Raw genomic sequence first — 16488 nt, forward strand, 5'->3', positions numbered from 1 at the left:
GCTCTTGTGCTGTATTCGGGGACCTACTACTGGTAGAGGGTTTTTATGGGACGGCTATTCGGCACAGACGGTGTTCGCGGGCTCGCCAACGAGTCGCTGAGCCCGGAACTGGCGATGCGCGTCGCCGCTGCGGCAGCGCAGGTGCTCTCGCGCGGTAAGAAGCGCCCGGTCGCGGTGCTCGGTCGCGATCCCCGCGCCAGCGGCGAGATGCTAGAGGCCGCGGTGACCGCGGGCCTGACCTCCGTCGGCGTCGATGTCCTCTCGGTGGGTGTGCTGCCCACCCCGGCCGTGGCCTATCTGACCGGCCTGTACGACGCGTGCTTCGGCGTGATGATCTCGGCCTCGCACAACCCCATGCCCGACAACGGCATCAAGATCTTCGCGGCGGGCGGGCACAAGCTCGACGACACCATCGAGGCACGGATCGAAGCCCTGATCGCCGAAGGCGTCACTGTGCGCCCGACCGGCGCGGGCATCGGCCGGGTACGTGGCGACTACACCGTCGAGGGCACGCACGAACGCTATGTCGAGCATCTGCTCGAATCCACCGGGCAGGACCTGTCCGCGCTGACTGTCGTTGTCGACTGCGCACACGGTGCGGCCGCCGAGGTGGCGCCGCAGGTGTACCGGGAGGCGGGCGCGACGGTGATCGCGATCAACGCCGAACCCAACGGGCTCAACATCAATGACGGTTGCGGTTCGACGCATCTGGACACTGTGCGGCGCGCGGTTCTCGAACACGGTGCCGACCTCGGCATCGCGCTCGACGGTGACGCCGATCGTTGCCTCGCGGTGGACGCCGCCGGCGAGATCGTCGACGGTGACGCGATCATGGCCGTACTCGCGCTGGCGATGCGTGACGCGGGCGAGCTGGTCGGCAACACACTGGTCGCGACCGTGATGAGCAACCTCGGCCTGCACATCGCGATGCGCGCCGCCGGGATCACCGTGATCACCGCAGCTGTCGGCGACCGGTACGTGCTGGAGGAACTGCGGCGCGGTGGGTTCAGCCTGGGTGGGGAACAGTCCGGGCATGTGGTGTTCCCGCGGTTCGGTACCACCGGCGACGGCGTGCTCACCGGCCTGCGGTTGATGGCGCGGATGGCCCAGACCCAGACCTCGCTGGCCTCGCTGGCTTCGGTGATGACCACGGTGCCGCAGGTGCTGGTGAACGTCGCGGTGTCCGACAAGGCCGCCGTCGCGGCTGCTCCCGAGGTGCGTGAGGCGGTCGCCGAGGCCGAGCGGGTCCTGGGGGAGTCCGGGCGGGTTCTGTTGCGGCCCAGTGGGACCGAGCAGTTGGTGCGGGTGATGGTGGAGGCCACCGATCCGGCGCAGGCACGTCAGCTGGCCGACGATCTGGCGAAGCAGGTCGCTGCGGTCTAGTTGTCTGGCGGGTCGGGTCCGGTACAACTAGTATCGAGATACGCCGTAAGGACCTGTGTGCCCGTGGTGCGTGTGTGCTGCTCGGCGCAGGCGGTTATATTGGCGCGCAGCATGATTCGAAGGGGGCCGATCATGGTTCCGCCGCTGCCTGGCCGCAACTATCAAGATCAGTACCCGTACGAGTACGGCGAAGCCGACCAGCCGCACCGCTGTGGTGGGGCCTGTGGACGACCGGGCTGCCGCGAAGTGCCGCAAGGGTATTCGCACACGGTCCCGATCCGCGACGAAGGCTACGGCCAGTCCGCTTATGAGCGGGTCGCCGAGGCGCCACGCACGCGTCCGTTCGCGGCGCCGCGGGTGCCACGCTCGCGATCGTTCATCGCGGTGGTCGCCGTGCTCGGTGTCACCCTCGGTGCCGGACTGATCGGGGCCAAGCTCGGCTCCGATATCGCACTGTTCGGTGCAGGCGAACCTGTTGTGGTGCAGTCGTTCTAGAACTGCCCGGCGACGAAACCGCTGAACAGCACTGCGAAACCACCGATCTCGCCCGCGATCAGCCCATACATCGACAGGCGTAGTGCGGCGGGGATCTGCCCGCCGAACTGGTTGGTGGTGTCACGGCGCAGCCCGTGCAGGACGTAACTGGCGATCGCGCCGACGAAGAACGCGAGCACGACCAGGTCAGCGGTCAGGTTGACGATCGACGGCCAGGCGCTGAGCTCGGTGAACACCGCGAGCAGGATCCCCGCGAAGGAGTACATCAGCGCGGCGCGGTGGGCGATGTCGACATAGACGTGTGCCGCCCCGTTGACCCGGATGCCGTGGTACTTCCAGACCCCGAGCAACAAGGCGCTCAGGAAGATGAATCCGGTGATGAGCAGGGTGATCCGGGTGTCGATGCCTAATACGTAGTCCATGCGCCTATCCCTCGGTGAGTAGCCCACCGGACATGTGCCAACGACGGGTCGCACGAACAGAATCCAGCATCCGGCGATCGTGGGTTACCAGAATCAAAGTGCCGGTGAAGGATTCGACCGCCTGCTCGAGCTGTTCGATGGCGGGCAGGTCGAGGTGGTTGGTCGGCTCGTCGAGGACGAGCAGGTTCACCCCGCGTGCCTGGAGCAGGGCGAGGGCGGCGCGGGTGCGTTCGCCGGGGGACAGGGTGTCGCAGGCGCGGGTCACGTGCGGTCCGCGCAGGCCGAACTTGGCCAGTAGCGTGCGGACTTCGGCGTCGGGCCAGTCGGGCATCGCCGCGGCGAAGGTGTCGGCCAGCGCGTCGTCACCGCGGAACAGCCCGCGGGCCTGGTCGACTTCGCCGATCTCGACACCGGAACCCAGTGCGGCGGAACCGGCGTCGGGCGCGATCTTGCCGAGCAACAGTCCGAGCAGGGTCGACTTGCCCGAGCCGTTCGCGCCGGTGAGCACGATCCGGTCGGCCCAGTCGATCTGGGTGGTGATCGGGCCGAGGCTGAACTCGCCGCGTGCGAGGGTGGCGTTGTTGGCTGTCGCGACGACCGCGCCGCTGCGGGGCGCGGTCGCGATCTCCATCCGCAGTTCCCATTCCTTGCGCGGCTCGTCGACCACGTCGAGGCGTTCGATGCGGCGCTGGGTCTGGCGGGCCTTGGCGGCCTGTTTCTCGGTGGATTCCGCGCGGGTCTTGCGGCCCATCTTGTCGGAGTCGTTCTTGCCCTTGCGGCGGGCATTGCGCACGCCGTGCTCGAGCCAATTGCGCTGCATCTGCGCGCGCGACTCCAAACCCGCTTTGGTGTCGGCGAATTCGTCGTAGGCCTCGCGAGCGTGCTTGCGGGCGATCTCGCGTTCGGCGAGGTAGGCGTCGTAGCCGCCGTCGTAGAAGCCTGTTTGCTGCTGAGCCAGATCGAGTTCGAGGACGCTGTTGACGGTGCGCGCCAAGAACTCTCGATCGTGGCTGATCACCATGAGCGGCACCCGCACACCGGTGACGAACCGTTCCAGCCGGTCGAGGCCGTCGAGGTCGAGGTCGTTGGTCGGCTCGTCGAGCAGCAGAATGTCGAAGCGCGACAACAACACCGAGGCCAACCCCGCACGTGCCGCCTGACCGCCGGACAGGCCAGTCATCGGGGTGTCGAGCCCACTGGCCAAGCCGCTGGTCAGCCCCAGATCCGCGGCGACCTCTTCGGCACGCTGATCGAGATCCGCGCCGCCCAAGGCCAGCCAATGTTCCAGCGCGGGTGAGTAATCGTCGTCGCCACCATCGCCGAGGCGTTCCGCGGCCGCGTCCATCACCTGCTGGGCGTGCGCGACTCCGGTTCGGCGCGAAAGGAATTCGAGCACCGTCTCGCCCTCGATGCGCTCCGGTTCCTGCGTGAGATAGCCGACGGTCGCATCGGGCGGGCTCAGCGCGATGGTGCCCTCGCCCGGCTCGCGCTCGGCCAGCATCCGCAGCAGCGTCGACTTGCCCGCGCCGTTCACCCCGACCAGCCCGATCACATCGCCGGGGGCGAGAGTGAAATCGAGGTCGGCGAACAGGGTTCGTTCGGCGTGCCCCGCGGACAGGCCGCTGGCGTGCAATGTCGTGCTCACCTCGACAATTGTGCCCGTCTCGGGGTCTGACCCTGATGTCGGGGCCTGTCGAAATCAGGGTGCGGATAGGTCTGTGGACCGATGCGGGTGAGGGTGCTCCGGCGGCACAGTGGAGATATCACCGCTCCACAGGAAGGCCACACCATGACCGCCCCCGCTCGCCGCCTCACCCGTTCGACCAGCAACAAGTGGATCGCAGGCGTCTGCGGCGGCCTCGCCGAACGCTACGGCTGGAACCCCAACGTCGTCCGCCTGGTCTTCGTCGTCTCCTGCCTGCTGCCCGGCCCCCAGTTCCTGATCTACCTGGCGATGTGGATCCTCATCCCGAACAAGTAGCCCCGAACCCCCCGGCGCCCGCTCGCGGATGACAAGATGGTGGCAACCCCGCCACGTCGTCATCCGCGAGCTTTCCGTTGGAGGAGCAGTCATGGTCACCTCGGGTGAGTTCCCCGGCCTCGGCCTACCCGACATCGACGCCCACTCATCCCTGGGCGGCCTCGGCCCCGTAGAACTGAACAACCCATCCCTAGACCTCGACCACGACGGCGTCGCAGACTCCCTCTCCACCGGCGACACCGACTCGACCAGCATCTGGTCCGACTACGACCACGACGGCCTAGCCGACCACGTCACCGTCGTCGAGGAAGACGGCGACTACGCCGCCTGGGAGTACCACCGCCATCCCGACGGCACGTCGGAGTGGCGGCGGACCGACCAGGGGAACCTGGAGAAGTAGCGCACGAGGGTGCCGCTGTGATCGAATCCGAGCACAGCGGCATTCGTCGTGTGATCGTGGAACCGATCCGGGTCGTGGCGCGTCTAAGGGAGTAGTGCGCCTGCCGGCGCTTGACCAGAAGGAGGGGGAAGTGGGCGATTCAGTTACGGTCGATCCGACAGCTCTGCGCAAGGCCGGGTCGAACTTGAAGACGTCGGCCGCCGACATCGGGACTTGCTCGGTCGACGTCAAGGGTTGGTCCTTCACGGCTGCGCAAGCCGGTCGGGAGTACGGCGCCGAGGGGACGAAGGTTGGGGGTGTGATCGGCAAGGTCGAGACCTGGTTGAAGAACTGGCAGACCGCGGTCGACAAGACAGGCGCTCAATTCGGTACGAGCGCGGATACTTATGCAACTGTCGACGATGCGAACGTTAAGAAGATAACAGCCGCTGGGGTGAATCTTTGATGGGCATAGCAGTCTCTACGCCGTCCGCCGTATTCGAGGGGGCCATTCATGACTGAATCTCCGACTTGGGCGAATATACCGACTGATGGCAGCGCGGACGAAATTCTCGATATCGGAGCGAATGGGCTGCAGTACTTTGTGCAGTACTTGCCTCGTTACGAGAAGGCGGTTGTTGTCACGAAAACGACGGGCGCCAGACGGGAACTCATGGGCGCCGATTTGAACACGTTGATCTACTCGAAATTTGACGCTGAACGTGGTATGGATATAGGCGCGATCGACCGAATGTCTGCAGCCCTTTCCAAGGTAATGGCAAAGGTGCCAGGCGAGATTGACGAACAGCGCCGGCAACTCTCGGCCTTGCCGTCTATATGGCAAGGGCAAGCAGGCGACTCGGCATCCAACATGCTGAATACACAGATTATTCGTGCTGAGCAAGATCGCATCGAAGCCGCGACTATATCGCTCGAGCTCAACTATGTTTCGACTGCACTGCGCACTGCGGTGCGACACAAAGCAGTTACGGTCCAGAGCTTTTGGTCTCCCAATACGCCCGATATCCCGCAGCAGAACAGCAGCGGGATGAGTCGCACGGCGATCGATGACCTCATTGGAGAGGTGATCCGCGACGCTGAATCCGACGAGGGCAAGAAGGCGAAGCAGTGGCTCGTTGATATCTTCGTACCTCACGTCCACGCAACGTACGACAAATTCATTCAGCTCTGCAAGGAAGTCGACACAGAGGTGCGTCGGGTTTACGGCGTGCTTGTTGAAGCCTTGAATGGCCTGGATACCGCCGTATACCCCATGCCACAGGATTCCAGTAAGCAACAAACACCCGTGACGACACAGCAGCCCCAGACAAAAGATACGTCGACCGGTGGCACACCGTCGACAACAGAGGACACGTCGACCAAGCCGGCGACCACCGAGGATCCGTCGACCACCAAGGATGACGATGACGATGATGACGATGACATCACCGACACGATAAGTGAAATCACCGATACGGTCAGCGAGGTGATAACAGGCCTCACTTCACTCGTGTCATCGGTCAGTGAACTCGAATCGCTCGTCACAACTACGGCGGAGACGATTAGTTCCGGCCTCACGTCACTCAGCACCTCGATCCAAGAAGGGTTCGCATCGATTTCGAGCCAGTTGACTGGCTTGATGTCCGGTGGCGCGACGTTCGATCTGAACGGGACGCAGGTCAGCGTGGGAACAGACGCGAACGGCCAACTGACAGTGAGTACTACCGACTCCGCCGGAAACTCACACGAGTACGGCATGACGCTCGATGCCAACGGCATTCCGGTGATCAGCGACGATCAGTCCAGCGGCGAAATCGGTTCGGGCACACCGGAGACCGGCACGGGCCAGGGGCCGACCGGTCTCGGGGATACCGATGATGAGGGGACGTCCTCGGGCGCTACACCCAACCCGACCGGTTCACTCAACGCCAAAGGCTATGCCGCCGAGAACATGCCGGGGGCCGGCTCGACGCCGAGTGCGGACAACGAGCCCGACGGCGAACATTGGGCGGAGCAATATCCGGTGAGCCCGCAACCCGATCCGGGTGACACCGGTGCGGTCTTGGCCGAGGCAGGACCGCTGTGAATCAACGAATTGAGGGGGTTTCGTCATGAGTCGATCGCGGATCGATGAAGGCGCCTACGAGTTCCTTCGACGGGTGCGGATTCTGGACGACGAATACGACGAGATGCGGAACAGCCTCGCCGTCCACAACAACGGTCACGAGATCCTCGCCGAGATTCAAGCGGTCAGGGAGCGCGAAGCTGCCGAAGCCGAAGCGCGGGAGCGGCTCGAGGCGGAGGAACGCGAGCGTCAGGAGGCCGCGGCCAGAGAACAACGCGAAGCCATCGCACGCTCGATCGCCGCTCGACGGGCCAATGACCGTGCTGCTCCGCTGGATGACGACGATCCAGAAGGGGACTACTACCGCCGTAACAGCTGGTTGGTCTGAGTACGCAGGGCAGCGCCGGATACGGGTGGTGGTGGTGCGTGGGAAGCCGGTGCGATCGGGCGCCCGGATTCCGGTCGGATCGGCCCTCGACTAGGGGGTGAGTTCTGTACCCGGCGGTGGGGGGCCGTTGTTGGATACGATGACGCCGCCGACACGTGGGTAGGGGTGGCTGTGGTCGAGTTCATCGCCGGGTATGCGGTTGAGCGGGTGCTCGGGCAGGGTGGGATGGGGACGGTTTATCTGGCCCGGCATCCTCGGCTGCCTCGGTCGGTGGCGTTGAAGTTGCTGGATGAGAACATGTTCGGGGACGCGGAGGTGCAGGCGCGGTTTCAGCGGGAGGCTGATCTCGCCGCACGGCTCGACCATCCGAACATTGTCGCGGTGTACGACCGCGGGGTGGAGCGGAATCGGCCCTGGATCGCCATGCAGTATGTGCGCGGGACCGATGGTGCCGAGGTCGGGGTGTTCGAGTCGCTGCGGGCGGTGCGGGTGGTGACCGAGTTTGCCACGGCACTCGATTTCGCGCATACACACGGTGTGCTGCACCGTGACATCAAGCCCGGCAACATCCTGCTCGGCGAATCGGTGCACGGGCTGCCGGAGCGAGTGCTGCTCGCCGACTTCGGTATCGCGCGTCTGCGTGTCGATCAGAGTCCGCTCACGCGCACCGGATCGTTCACCGCCACCTTGGCATTCGCGTCCCCTGGGCAGTTGGCGGCATCGGCGCTCGATCCCCGATGCGACCAATACTCGCTGGCCTGTACCTTTTTCGCGATGCTGACGGGTACCGCACCCTTCAACGCGACCAACCCGGTGATGGTGATCCAGTCACACATGTCCGCTCCGCCGCCATCGATCGTGCGCCTGCGGCCGGACTTGCCGTTGGCGTTGGATGCGGTGCTGGCTAGGGCGATGGCCAAGCGTCCAGCTGACAGGTTCGCTTCCTGCGGGGAGTTCGCGGACGCGGTGTGCCGCGCGTTCGAGGTGCCGGGCGACATGTCGAGTCCGGCTGTCCCGGGACATGCCGTGACGGCGGCGCCCGAAGTGCCGGCCGGTGCGCATCGATCGGTCAAGCCCATGCCGGTGCCGCTCAGTCCTGTTGCGCTCCTCCCGGATACGGAGCCACGACCTGCGATGACGGCAGTCCCAGTGGTCGACCGTGCGGCAGTCGACTCTGGGCCGGTGCGGCCGCCTGTCGTCAAAGGCAGGCCGGGGTGGGCTGCGATAACGGTGCAGCGCGATGCTGATGCGCCCGGCCCGCCACACCGTGAACCGCCGTTACAACCACGGCAGATCCTGATCCTGATCTACGTGGCGGTGCTGGCCGTGCTGTTCGTCCTGGTCTTCACCGACATCACCAACTGGTAGGCGACGTCGGAGGATTATTAGCCGCGGATCAATTTGGCAACAGTGCCGATGGACAATTTCGGCGCCTCGACTTCGATCTCGGCGTGCGGGTCGACCACCTTTGTATGCGGGATCTCGGCTTCCGGGTCGGCGAAGATCGCGTACTTCTTGTCGGCCAGGAGGGTGGCGAGGAGGTAGCCGGTGACCAATGCTCGGGTGGTCTTGTCGGTTTTGTGTTCGTAGCGGCCCGCGCCGAGGGCGGCGAAGAGGCGGCGGCCTTCGATGATGCCGTTGTGGGAGGCGTTGTCGATGGTGCGCAGGATCGACGGGCCCGACCAGGCGGCGGCGAGGGCGCGGGCGTTGGAGCTGACCGAGGCGAGGTCGTCGCCGGTCAGGATCAGGGCGGGCGTGTCGATGTCGGGGGCGATGTTCTCCGCGGCGGGGGAGGTCGGGGCGGGGAAGAGCGCCACTACGGCGGCTACCCGGCGTTGAGCTGCGGCGATCACGGCGGCACCGGCTCCCATGCCGTGGCCGGCCAGCGCCAGGCGGTCGGGGTGGACGGTGATGGTGCCGTCACCGAGCCGGACCTTGCTGACGATGTCGAGCGTGGTGAGCAAGTCGGTGCCGAGGTCAAGATGTGACGGGATCGGGCCGCGCTCGGTGTCGGGCGCGGCGACCACGAAACCCCACGACGCGATGTGCTCGAGCAAGCTCTTGTAGTTCTCGGCGCTGGTCAGCCAGCCGTGCGCGAACGCGACAGCAGGCAGGTTCAGCCCTGACTCGGGTGTGTACACCACACCCGGCTGACCCGCGATCCCTAAATTCCCGCGCAACACCCGGTGGGGGCCACGGACGGACAGGGTGCTCAGGAGCGATTTCACAGACACCGACACGGCCAGAAGACTATCCGATCAGTACTGTGGGGGACCATGTGCGGAATCGTGGGGTACGTCGGATACCGGGATGCGCTCGGCGTTGTCGTCGACGCGCTGCGACGCATGGAGTATCGCGGATACGACTCGGCGGGGGTCGCGATCCTCGACGGAAACGGCGCTCTCGCGGTCGAACGTAAGGCCGGGCGGCTGGCCAATCTGGAAGCCGAACTGGACGAGGCGGGGACCGGGCGTTTCGCCGGGTCGACCGGCATGGGTCACACCCGCTGGGCCACCCACGGCGCGCCGACCGACCGCAACGCGCACCCGCACCGCGACGTCTCCGACAAGCTCGCCGTCGTCCACAACGGCATCATCGAGAACTTCGCGCCGCTGCGCCGCGAGCTCGAGGACGCGGGTGTGGAGCTGCTCAGCGACACCGATACCGAGGTCGCGGTACACCTGGTCTCGCGCGCCTACGCCGAAGGACCAACCGCCGGTGACTTCACCGCGAGCGCGCTGGCCGTGCTGCAGCGCCTCGAAGGTGCGTTCACGCTGGTGTTCACCCATGCCGATCATCCCGGCACGATCGTCGCGGCCCGCCGGTCGACGCCGCTGGTCGTCGGGGTCGGCAAGGGCGAGATGTTCATCGCCTCCGACGTCACCGCGTTCATCGAGCACACCCGTGAGGCGGTCGAGCTCGGCCAGAACCAGGCCGTGGTGATCACCAAGGACGGCTACAGCGTCACCGACTTCGCGGGCAACACCGACGGTGTGGTCAGCAGGCCGTTCACCATCGACTGGGACCTCGCCGCCGCCGAGAAGGGCGGCCACGACTACTTCATGCTCAAGGAGATCGAAGAGCAGCCCACCGCCGTCGCCGACACCCTGCTCGGGCATTTCGTCGTCGACGACAAGGGCGGCCGGATCGTCCTGGACGAGCAGCGCCTCACCGACCAGGAGCTACGCGAGTTCGACAAGGTGTTCGTCGTCGCGTGTGGCAGTTCGTATCACGCGGGACTGCTCGCCAAGTACGCGATCGAGCACTGGACCCGGGTGCCCGTGGAGGTGGAGCTGGCCAGCGAATTCCGTTACCGCGACCCGGTTCTCGACCGGTCGACGCTGGTGGTGGCGATCTCGCAGTCCGGTGAAACCGCGGACACTCTCGAGGCGGTGCGCCACGCCAAGGAGCAGAAGGCGCGCGTGCTGGCCATCTGCAACACCAACGGCGCGCAGATTCCGCGCGAATCCGACGCGGTGATCTACACGCGGACCGGGCCAGAGATCGGTGTCGCCTCGACCAAGGCGTTCCTGGCGCAGGTGGCCGCCAACTATCTGGTGGGTCTGGCGCTGGCCCAGGCGCGTGGAACCAAGTACCCCGACGAGGTCGCTCGCGAGTTCGCCGAGCTCGAGTCGATGCCGAAGCTGATCGCCCGGGTGCTCGAAACCGCGCCGCAGGTGCGGGCCATCGCGCGCGAGCTGGCGCATGTGCCGACGGTGCTGTTCCTCGGCCGCCACGTGGGCTACCCGGTGGCGCTGGAAGGCGCGCTCAAGCTCAAGGAACTGGCCTACATGCACGCCGAGGGGTTCGCCGCGGGCGAGCTCAAGCACGGGCCGATCGCGCTGATCGAAGAAGGTCTGCCGGTGATCGTGGTGATGCCGTCGCCGAAGGGGCGCGCGGTGCTGCATTCCAAGCTGCTCAGCAACATTCGCGAGATCCAGGCGCGCGGGGCCCGCACGATCGTGATCGCCGAAGAGGGCGACGACACCGTGCGGCCCTTCGCCGACGACCTGATCGAGATCCCGGCCGCGCCCACGCTGTACCAGCCGCTGCTGTCCACGGTGCCGCTGCAGATCTTCGCCGCCGAGGTGGCGCAGACGCTGGGCTACGACGTGGACAAGCCACGCAACCTGGCCAAGTCGGTCACCGTCGAATAAGGCTGGCGTGCCGGCCTCGTCGCGAGGCCGGCAGGGTTCACTTGACCGTGATGCTGCCGCGCATGTCCGGGTGCAGGGTGCACATGTAGCGGTAGGTGCCGGGCTGGGTGAAGGTGTAGGACCATTCGCCCTTGTCGATGATGGGGCTGTTGAGGCCCATCGCCTTGTCGCCGATGCCCTGCACGTTGTGCGGGACCTTGTCGGAGAACTTCCAGGTGACCGTCTCGCCGACCTTGATGGTGGCGTCGGCGGGGGCGTATTTCATGTCGCCGACCTCGACCGTGAGGTTGGTCGGCGCGTGCTGTTGGCTGGTCGTGGTGCTGACCGGGCGGGGTTTGCGGGTTGTGGTGGTGGCGGCGTTTCCCGAGTCGCCGGAACAGCCGGCGGACAACAGGGCGGCGGCCACGACGAATCCGGCGACAAACCGGGCGGATGCGGCGCGGTGACGAACCATCGACATGGGTGTGGAGCGTAGTCTGCGAGCGATCCTGGGCCGGTCGGCGGCCCGTTCGGGCAGCTGGGAGGCGACTATGTCGGATCGGCGTGGCTACTACACCGTCGACGAGGTTCGGGCCGCGGAAGCCGAGCTGTTCACGCGGGTGCCTGCGGGAATGCCGATGCGGCGGGCGGCTTTCGGGCTGGCGGGGGTGGTTGTCGACGAATTGCGTTCGCGGACCGGTGGAGTGGTCGGTCGGGCGGTGGGGTTGCTGGTGGGGTCGGGGGATAACGGTGGGGATGCGTTGTGGGCGGGGGCCTTGCTGCGCCGGCGGGGGGTTCGGGTATCGGCAGTCCTGTTGAATCCTGAACGGGCGCATGGGGAGGGGCTTGCGGGGTTGCGGGCGGCTGGGGGACGGGTGGTCGATCGGCTCGATGCTGTTGATCTGGTGATCGATGGGATCGTGGGGATTTCCGGGCGTGGTCCGTTGCGGCCCGAGGCTGCGGAAATTGTTGCTGCATTGGATATTCCGATCATCTCGGCTGATCTGCCCAGTGGGGTCGATCCTGATACGGGGGCTGTGGACGGGCCCGCGGTGACGGCGGATGTGACGGTCGCGTTCGGTGCCTTCAAGCCGGTGCATGCGTTGGCTGTGCCGCACTGTGGGCGAATTGTGTTGGTGCCGATCGGGTTACATCTTCCGGAGGCTGGGCTGGTGCAGCTCGATCCGGGGGCGGTGGGGGCTGGTTGGCCGGTGCCGGGGCCTGCTGATGACAAATACAGCCAGGGAGTGACGGGGGTTTGTGCGGGGAGTTCGAAGTATCCGGGGGCGGGGGTGTTGTGTACGGGGGCGGCGGTGGTGGCTACTTCGGGGCTGGTTCGGTATGTGGGGACGGATACCGAGGTGTTGGAGAAGTTCCCGGAAGTTGTTGCCAGTACTTCGATTTCGGAGGCGGGGCGGGTGCAGGCCTGGGTGTTCGGGCCGGGCGGGGGTACTGATTCGGGGGCGCGGGATCGGTTGGCCGAGGTGTTGGCTACTGATCTGCCGGTGCTTGTCGATGCGGATGGGTTGACGATTCTTTCCACCGAGCCGGGGCTGGTTCGTGGGCGCTCGGCGCCTACGGTGCTGACGCCGCACGCGGGGGAATTCGCGCGGTTGACCGGTGCTGGGGTGGGGGCTGATCGGGTGGGTGCGGTGCGGAGGTTCGCTGAGGAGTGGGGGGTGACTGTGCTGTTGAAGGGGCGGGCGACGGTTGTTGCTTCGCCGGGGGGAGCGACGTTTGTGAATGACGCGGGTGGGGATTGGGCGGCTACCGCGGGGTCGGGGGATGTGTTGTCCGGGGTTATCGGGGCGTTGCTCGCCGCGGGGCGGGAGGCGGGGTGGGCGGCTGCTGCGGGGGCCCGGGTGCATGCTTTGGCGGCTAACTTGGCTGCTTATGAGGGGTGGGAGGCGGGGGCGCCTATTTCCGCTACGCCTTTGCTCGGGCATGTTCGGGGGGCGGTGCGCGTGTTGCGGGAGGTTGGTGGTGGATCTCAGGGCTGGTAGTCCCAGGCAGGTTTGACGCTGTGTTTATTGGCGCGCTGGCGCGCGCGTGTCCGCGGCCCTGAGGGCCGCCGGTTAGCGCTCGAGACTAGAGCCTTCGGCTCAGCGCTTTCGAGCGCTAACCGGCGACCCGGCCGCGGACCGGCCACTTCGTGGCCGCCGCTCCCCAGGGGTCGCGGGTGCGGGGTTGGGAGTGTGGTCATGGCGGTCTCGGGCGGAACGGTGTGTGGCTGGGTGTGCGGGAGGGGGCGGACCTGGGGTGTGCTGGGTTGGCTGCGAGTGCGGGAGGGCTGGGATCTAGGGCGGAGTGTGCGGGAGGGCTGTGAACTTGGGGTGCCGGGCTGGCTAGGAGTATGGGAGCGGTGCGGACCTGGGGTTCGACGGGTGGGCTGGTGGTTCGGAGGGTTGCGGGGCAGGGATGGGGTCGTGCTGGGTGGTCGGCGGGCTCGGGTGTGTGGTGTGGCTGGGAGTGCGGTTGTGGCGGAGTCGGGTGGGTTGGTGTTGCGCCCCAGGTATGGGGGATTCCGCGGGTCCTGGCACGATCGGGGGTGTGAATGCGCAAGTGGAGACGGTCGTCGACTTGGATGCCATTGCACACAACGTGCGGGTGTTGCGGGAGTACGCGCAGGGGGCCGCTGTGATGGTGGTGGTCAAGGCTGACGGGTACAACCATGGTGCGGTGGAGGTGGCTCGGGCCGCGTTGGGGGCGGGGGCTCGGGAGTTGGGGGTGACCACGGTTGCCGAGGGGCTGGCGTTGCGGGCGGCGGGGATTACCGCGCCTGTTCTTTGCTGGCTCAATACCGTTGATGCTGATTACGCGGCGGCTATCGCGGGGGATATCGAGATCGGGGTGTCTTCGCTGGCCCAGTTGCGGGCGGTGGAGCGGGCCGCGCTGGTCGTGGGGCAGATGGCGACGGTGACGTTGAAGGTTGATACGGGGCTCAATCGCAACGGGGTGTCGGTGACGGAGTATCCGCAGGTCTTGCGGGCCTTGCGGGGGCTCGTCGACGGGCAGGTGGTGCGGTTTCGGGCGATCTTCTCCCACCTCGCGCATGCCGATGAGCCGGGGCATCCGATGCTGGATCGGCAGCGGGAACGGTTTATCGAGGCGATCGCGCTGGCCAAGGAGCACGGGCTCGAACCCGAGCTGGTGCATCTGTCGAATTCGGCGGCCACGTTGACCAGGCCTGATCTGCATTTCGACATGGTTCGGCCCGGCATCTCGGTGTACGGGCTCTCGCCCATCCCCGAGCTCGGACAATTCGGGTTGAAGCCGGCGATGACGTTTCAGGCGGAGGTCGCGCTGGTGAAACAGGTGGCGGCGGGGGAGGGCGTGTCGTACGGGCATCGGTGGGTGGCACCGCGCGACACCACGATCGCCCTGGTGCCCGCGGGGTATGCCGACGGTGTATTCCGGTCGCTGAGTGGGCGATTCGAGGTGTGGTTGGGCGGGGCGCGACACCGTAATGTCGGGCGGGTGTGCATGGACCAGTTCATGGTTGACCTCGGCGAGAACGCGGGCGGCGTGCGGGAGGGCGACCGTGCGGTGCTGTTCGGCGGCGGCGCGGGACAGCCACACGCGCTCGACTGGGCGCGGGCGCTGGACACGATCGACTACGAGGTCGTCTGCGCACCGCGTGGTCGCACGGTCCGCCGCTACGTGGGGACCGGCCGATGACCAGGCGCTCGGTGATCCGCCGCGGCGGCTTGGCGACCGCGGGGCTGCTCGCGGGGCTCGCGATCGCCCACACCCTGCGCCAGATCGGCGCGCGGGTGATGTGGCCTGCCGAACGCGACGAATATCGCGAGGAGAACTTCGCCCTGATCGATGAGGACGAACCGGGTGTGGTGCTCGCCGACGACGGTGTGTCGCTGGCCACCCGCACCTTCGGTGACGATTCCGCCGAGGTCACGGTCGTTTTCGTGCACGGATTCTGCAACAGCATGGAGTCCTTCCACTTCCAGCGCCGCGATCTCGCGCAGCAGTGGGGGTCGCGGCTGCGGATGGTCCTGTTCGATCTGCGCGGACACGGACGCTCCGGCACGCCGAGCACCGGGAGCTGCACGGTCGCCCAGCTCGGCCGCGACCTCGCCACCGTCATCCGCGAGTGCGCGCCGACCGGGCCGGTGGTGCTGGTCGGGCATTCGCTCGGTGGGATGGCGGTGCTCGCGGCCGCCGCGCAGTTCCCCGAGCTGTTCGCGTCGCGGGTGCGCGCGGTCGGGCTGCTGAGCACCGCGGCCGCGGAGGTGACCGCGACCGGGATCTCGCAACTGATCCGGCATCCCGCGGTCGACGGGTTCCGGCTGGCGGCGCGAACGGCGCCGACGCTGGTGCAGTTCAGCCGCAGCGCGAGCAAGCAGGTGGTGACGCCGATCCTGCACGTCAGCTCGTTCCATGGCCGGGTGAGCCCGACCCTGTCGCGTTTCACCACGATGATGATCGACCGCACACCGGTCGGCACGATCGAAAAATTCCTGAAAGCGATTGAGCTGCATGATGAATCGGCCGCCTTGCCGGTCTTGAGCGAACTGCCGGTGCTGATTCTCGGCGGCGCGCACGATGTGGTGATCCCCTTCCGCAACTCCCGCGCACTGGCGGCGGAACTGCCGGGCAGCGAGCTGGTCCGGGTGCGTGCGGCGGCGCACATGCCGCACCTGCAGTTCCCGGAGGTGAGCCTGGCCGCACTCGACCGGCTGCTTGCGCGCGCGGGGATCACCGGCACACGCGGCGAGGAGGCCGTCGGTGGCTGACCCACACCAGCGCGTTCTCGACACGGTCGAGGACACCGAAGCGTTCGGCCGCGAACTGGCGGCCACCCTGCGACCGGGTGACCTGGTCGTTCTCGACGGCCCGCTCGGCGCCGGGAAAACCGCGCTCACCAGGGGAATCGCTGCCGGGCTCGGGGTCGCGGGCCGGGTCAGCTCCCCGACGTTCATCATCGCGCGAGCACACAAGGCCGGGGTGCGCCCGGACGGCACGCCCGGGGTGGCGATGGTGCATGTCGACGCCTATCGCCTCGCCGGCGACCTCGACGAACTGGACTCACTCGACCTCGACACCGACCTGCATCACGCGGTCGTCGTCGTGGAATGGGGCAAGGGGGTCGTCGAACACCTCGCCGACCGGCACCTGCGAGTGCAACTCGCCCGGGAGCCGGAATCCGATGTGCGCACGGCGATCTGGGAATGGATCGAATAACGCGCGATCACCCGCGCACCGGTGCGCGCCGAGCGCCGAT

17 protein-coding genes are annotated in these 16488 nt (G+C 66.8%); 13 read left to right on the top strand and 4 right to left on the bottom strand.

What is annotated here, in order from left to right:
* The first annotated feature begins 45 nt into the window (after positions 1-45).
* Positions 46-1383: a phosphoglucosamine mutase gene (gene glmM / locus ACTWPB_RS04540; RefSeq protein ID WP_446224451.1), complete on the top strand. Its 1338-nt coding sequence runs from the start codon at positions 46-48 to the stop codon at positions 1381-1383.
* 132 nt (positions 1384-1515) lie between these two features.
* The gene (locus ACTWPB_RS04545; protein ID WP_446224452.1) at positions 1516-1878 is read left to right on the top strand and encodes a hypothetical protein; all 363 of its coding nucleotides are present in this window, start codon (positions 1516-1518) and stop codon (positions 1876-1878) included.
* Here ACTWPB_RS04545 and ACTWPB_RS04550 read toward each other — a convergent pair.
* Both ACTWPB_RS04550 and ACTWPB_RS04555 read right to left on the bottom strand, forming a co-directional pair.
* Positions 1875-2300, bottom strand: coding sequence for a hypothetical protein (locus ACTWPB_RS04550; protein WP_446224453.1), 426 nt, complete (start codon positions 2298-2300; stop codon positions 1875-1877). The two genes, ACTWPB_RS04545 and ACTWPB_RS04550, sit on opposite strands and share 4 nt — an antisense overlap.
* Positions 2301-2304: 4 nt before the next feature.
* Positions 2305-3891, bottom strand: coding sequence for an ABC-F family ATP-binding cassette domain-containing protein (locus ACTWPB_RS04555; protein ID WP_446226234.1), 1587 nt, complete (start codon positions 3889-3891; stop codon positions 2305-2307).
* A gap of 198 nt (positions 3892-4089) precedes the next feature.
* Here ACTWPB_RS04555 and ACTWPB_RS04560 point away from each other — a divergent pair, with 198 nt between their 5' ends.
* The 6 genes from ACTWPB_RS04560 (at position 4090) to ACTWPB_RS04585 (ending at position 8481) form a co-directional block, all read left to right on the top strand.
* Positions 4090-4281, top strand: coding sequence for a PspC domain-containing protein (locus ACTWPB_RS04560; RefSeq protein ID WP_063057023.1), 192 nt, complete (start codon positions 4090-4092; stop codon positions 4279-4281).
* A gap of 91 nt (positions 4282-4372) precedes the next feature.
* Complete coding sequence (locus tag ACTWPB_RS04565) at positions 4373-4681, top strand: DUF6802 family protein (RefSeq protein WP_446224454.1); 309 nt, start codon at positions 4373-4375, stop codon at positions 4679-4681.
* Between the two features lie 130 nt (positions 4682-4811).
* On the top strand, positions 4812-5126 hold the full coding sequence (locus tag ACTWPB_RS04570; RefSeq protein WP_446224455.1) for a hypothetical protein: 315 nt from the start codon (positions 4812-4814) through the stop codon (positions 5124-5126).
* A gap of 48 nt (positions 5127-5174) precedes the next feature.
* The gene (locus ACTWPB_RS04575; protein WP_446224456.1) at positions 5175-6746 is read left to right on the top strand and encodes a hypothetical protein; all 1572 of its coding nucleotides are present in this window, start codon (positions 5175-5177) and stop codon (positions 6744-6746) included.
* Positions 6747-6819: 73 nt separating this feature from the next.
* Positions 6820-7113, top strand: a complete 294-nt coding sequence (locus tag ACTWPB_RS04580) for a hypothetical protein (protein WP_446224457.1) — start codon at positions 6820-6822, stop codon at positions 7111-7113.
* Positions 7114-7284: 171 nt separating this feature from the next.
* Positions 7285-8481: a protein kinase domain-containing protein gene (locus ACTWPB_RS04585; RefSeq protein ID WP_446224458.1), complete on the top strand. Its 1197-nt coding sequence runs from the start codon at positions 7285-7287 to the stop codon at positions 8479-8481.
* A 17-nt stretch (positions 8482-8498) separates the two neighbouring features.
* On the opposite strand, the gene ACTWPB_RS04590 is transcribed toward ACTWPB_RS04585, so the two are convergent.
* The gene (locus ACTWPB_RS04590; RefSeq protein WP_446224459.1) at positions 8499-9353 is read right to left on the bottom strand and encodes a poly(ethylene terephthalate) hydrolase family protein; all 855 of its coding nucleotides are present in this window, start codon (positions 9351-9353) and stop codon (positions 8499-8501) included.
* 36 nt (positions 9354-9389) lie between these two features.
* Between ACTWPB_RS04590 and glmS the strand changes: the two genes are divergently transcribed.
* Positions 9390-11270 (top strand): glutamine--fructose-6-phosphate transaminase (isomerizing), encoded by a 1881-nt coding sequence (glmS, locus tag ACTWPB_RS04595; protein WP_446224460.1) that lies wholly within the window; start codon positions 9390-9392, stop codon positions 11268-11270.
* Between the two features lie 37 nt (positions 11271-11307).
* On the opposite strand, the gene ACTWPB_RS04600 is transcribed toward glmS, so the two are convergent.
* The gene (locus ACTWPB_RS04600; RefSeq protein ID WP_446224461.1) at positions 11308-11730 is read right to left on the bottom strand and encodes a cupredoxin domain-containing protein; all 423 of its coding nucleotides are present in this window, start codon (positions 11728-11730) and stop codon (positions 11308-11310) included.
* Between the two features lie 70 nt (positions 11731-11800).
* Here ACTWPB_RS04600 and ACTWPB_RS04605 point away from each other — a divergent pair, with 70 nt between their 5' ends.
* The 4 genes from ACTWPB_RS04605 to tsaE all read left to right on the top strand — a co-directional run bounded on the left by ACTWPB_RS04605 (position 11801) and on the right by tsaE (position 16448).
* Positions 11801-13252, top strand: a complete 1452-nt coding sequence (locus tag ACTWPB_RS04605; protein ID WP_446224462.1) for a bifunctional ADP-dependent NAD(P)H-hydrate dehydratase/NAD(P)H-hydrate epimerase — start codon at positions 11801-11803, stop codon at positions 13250-13252.
* A 511-nt stretch (positions 13253-13763) separates the two neighbouring features.
* The gene (gene alr / locus ACTWPB_RS04610; protein ID WP_446224463.1) at positions 13764-14927 is read left to right on the top strand and encodes an alanine racemase; all 1164 of its coding nucleotides are present in this window, start codon (positions 13764-13766) and stop codon (positions 14925-14927) included.
* Positions 14924-16000: an alpha/beta fold hydrolase gene (locus ACTWPB_RS04615; protein WP_446224464.1), complete on the top strand. Its 1077-nt coding sequence runs from the start codon at positions 14924-14926 to the stop codon at positions 15998-16000. The genes alr and ACTWPB_RS04615 overlap by 4 nt, the downstream gene beginning before the upstream one ends.
* Positions 15993-16448 carry a tRNA (adenosine(37)-N6)-threonylcarbamoyltransferase complex ATPase subunit type 1 TsaE gene (tsaE, locus tag ACTWPB_RS04620; protein ID WP_056818220.1) on the top strand — a complete coding sequence of 152 codons (456 nt, stop codon included), beginning with the start codon at positions 15993-15995 and terminating at the stop codon, positions 16446-16448. Before ACTWPB_RS04615 ends, tsaE begins: the two co-directional genes overlap by 8 nt.
* Positions 16449-16488 lie beyond the last annotated feature (40 nt).

The sequence above is a fragment of the Nocardia sp. IBHARD005 genome, assembly GCF_052814245.1.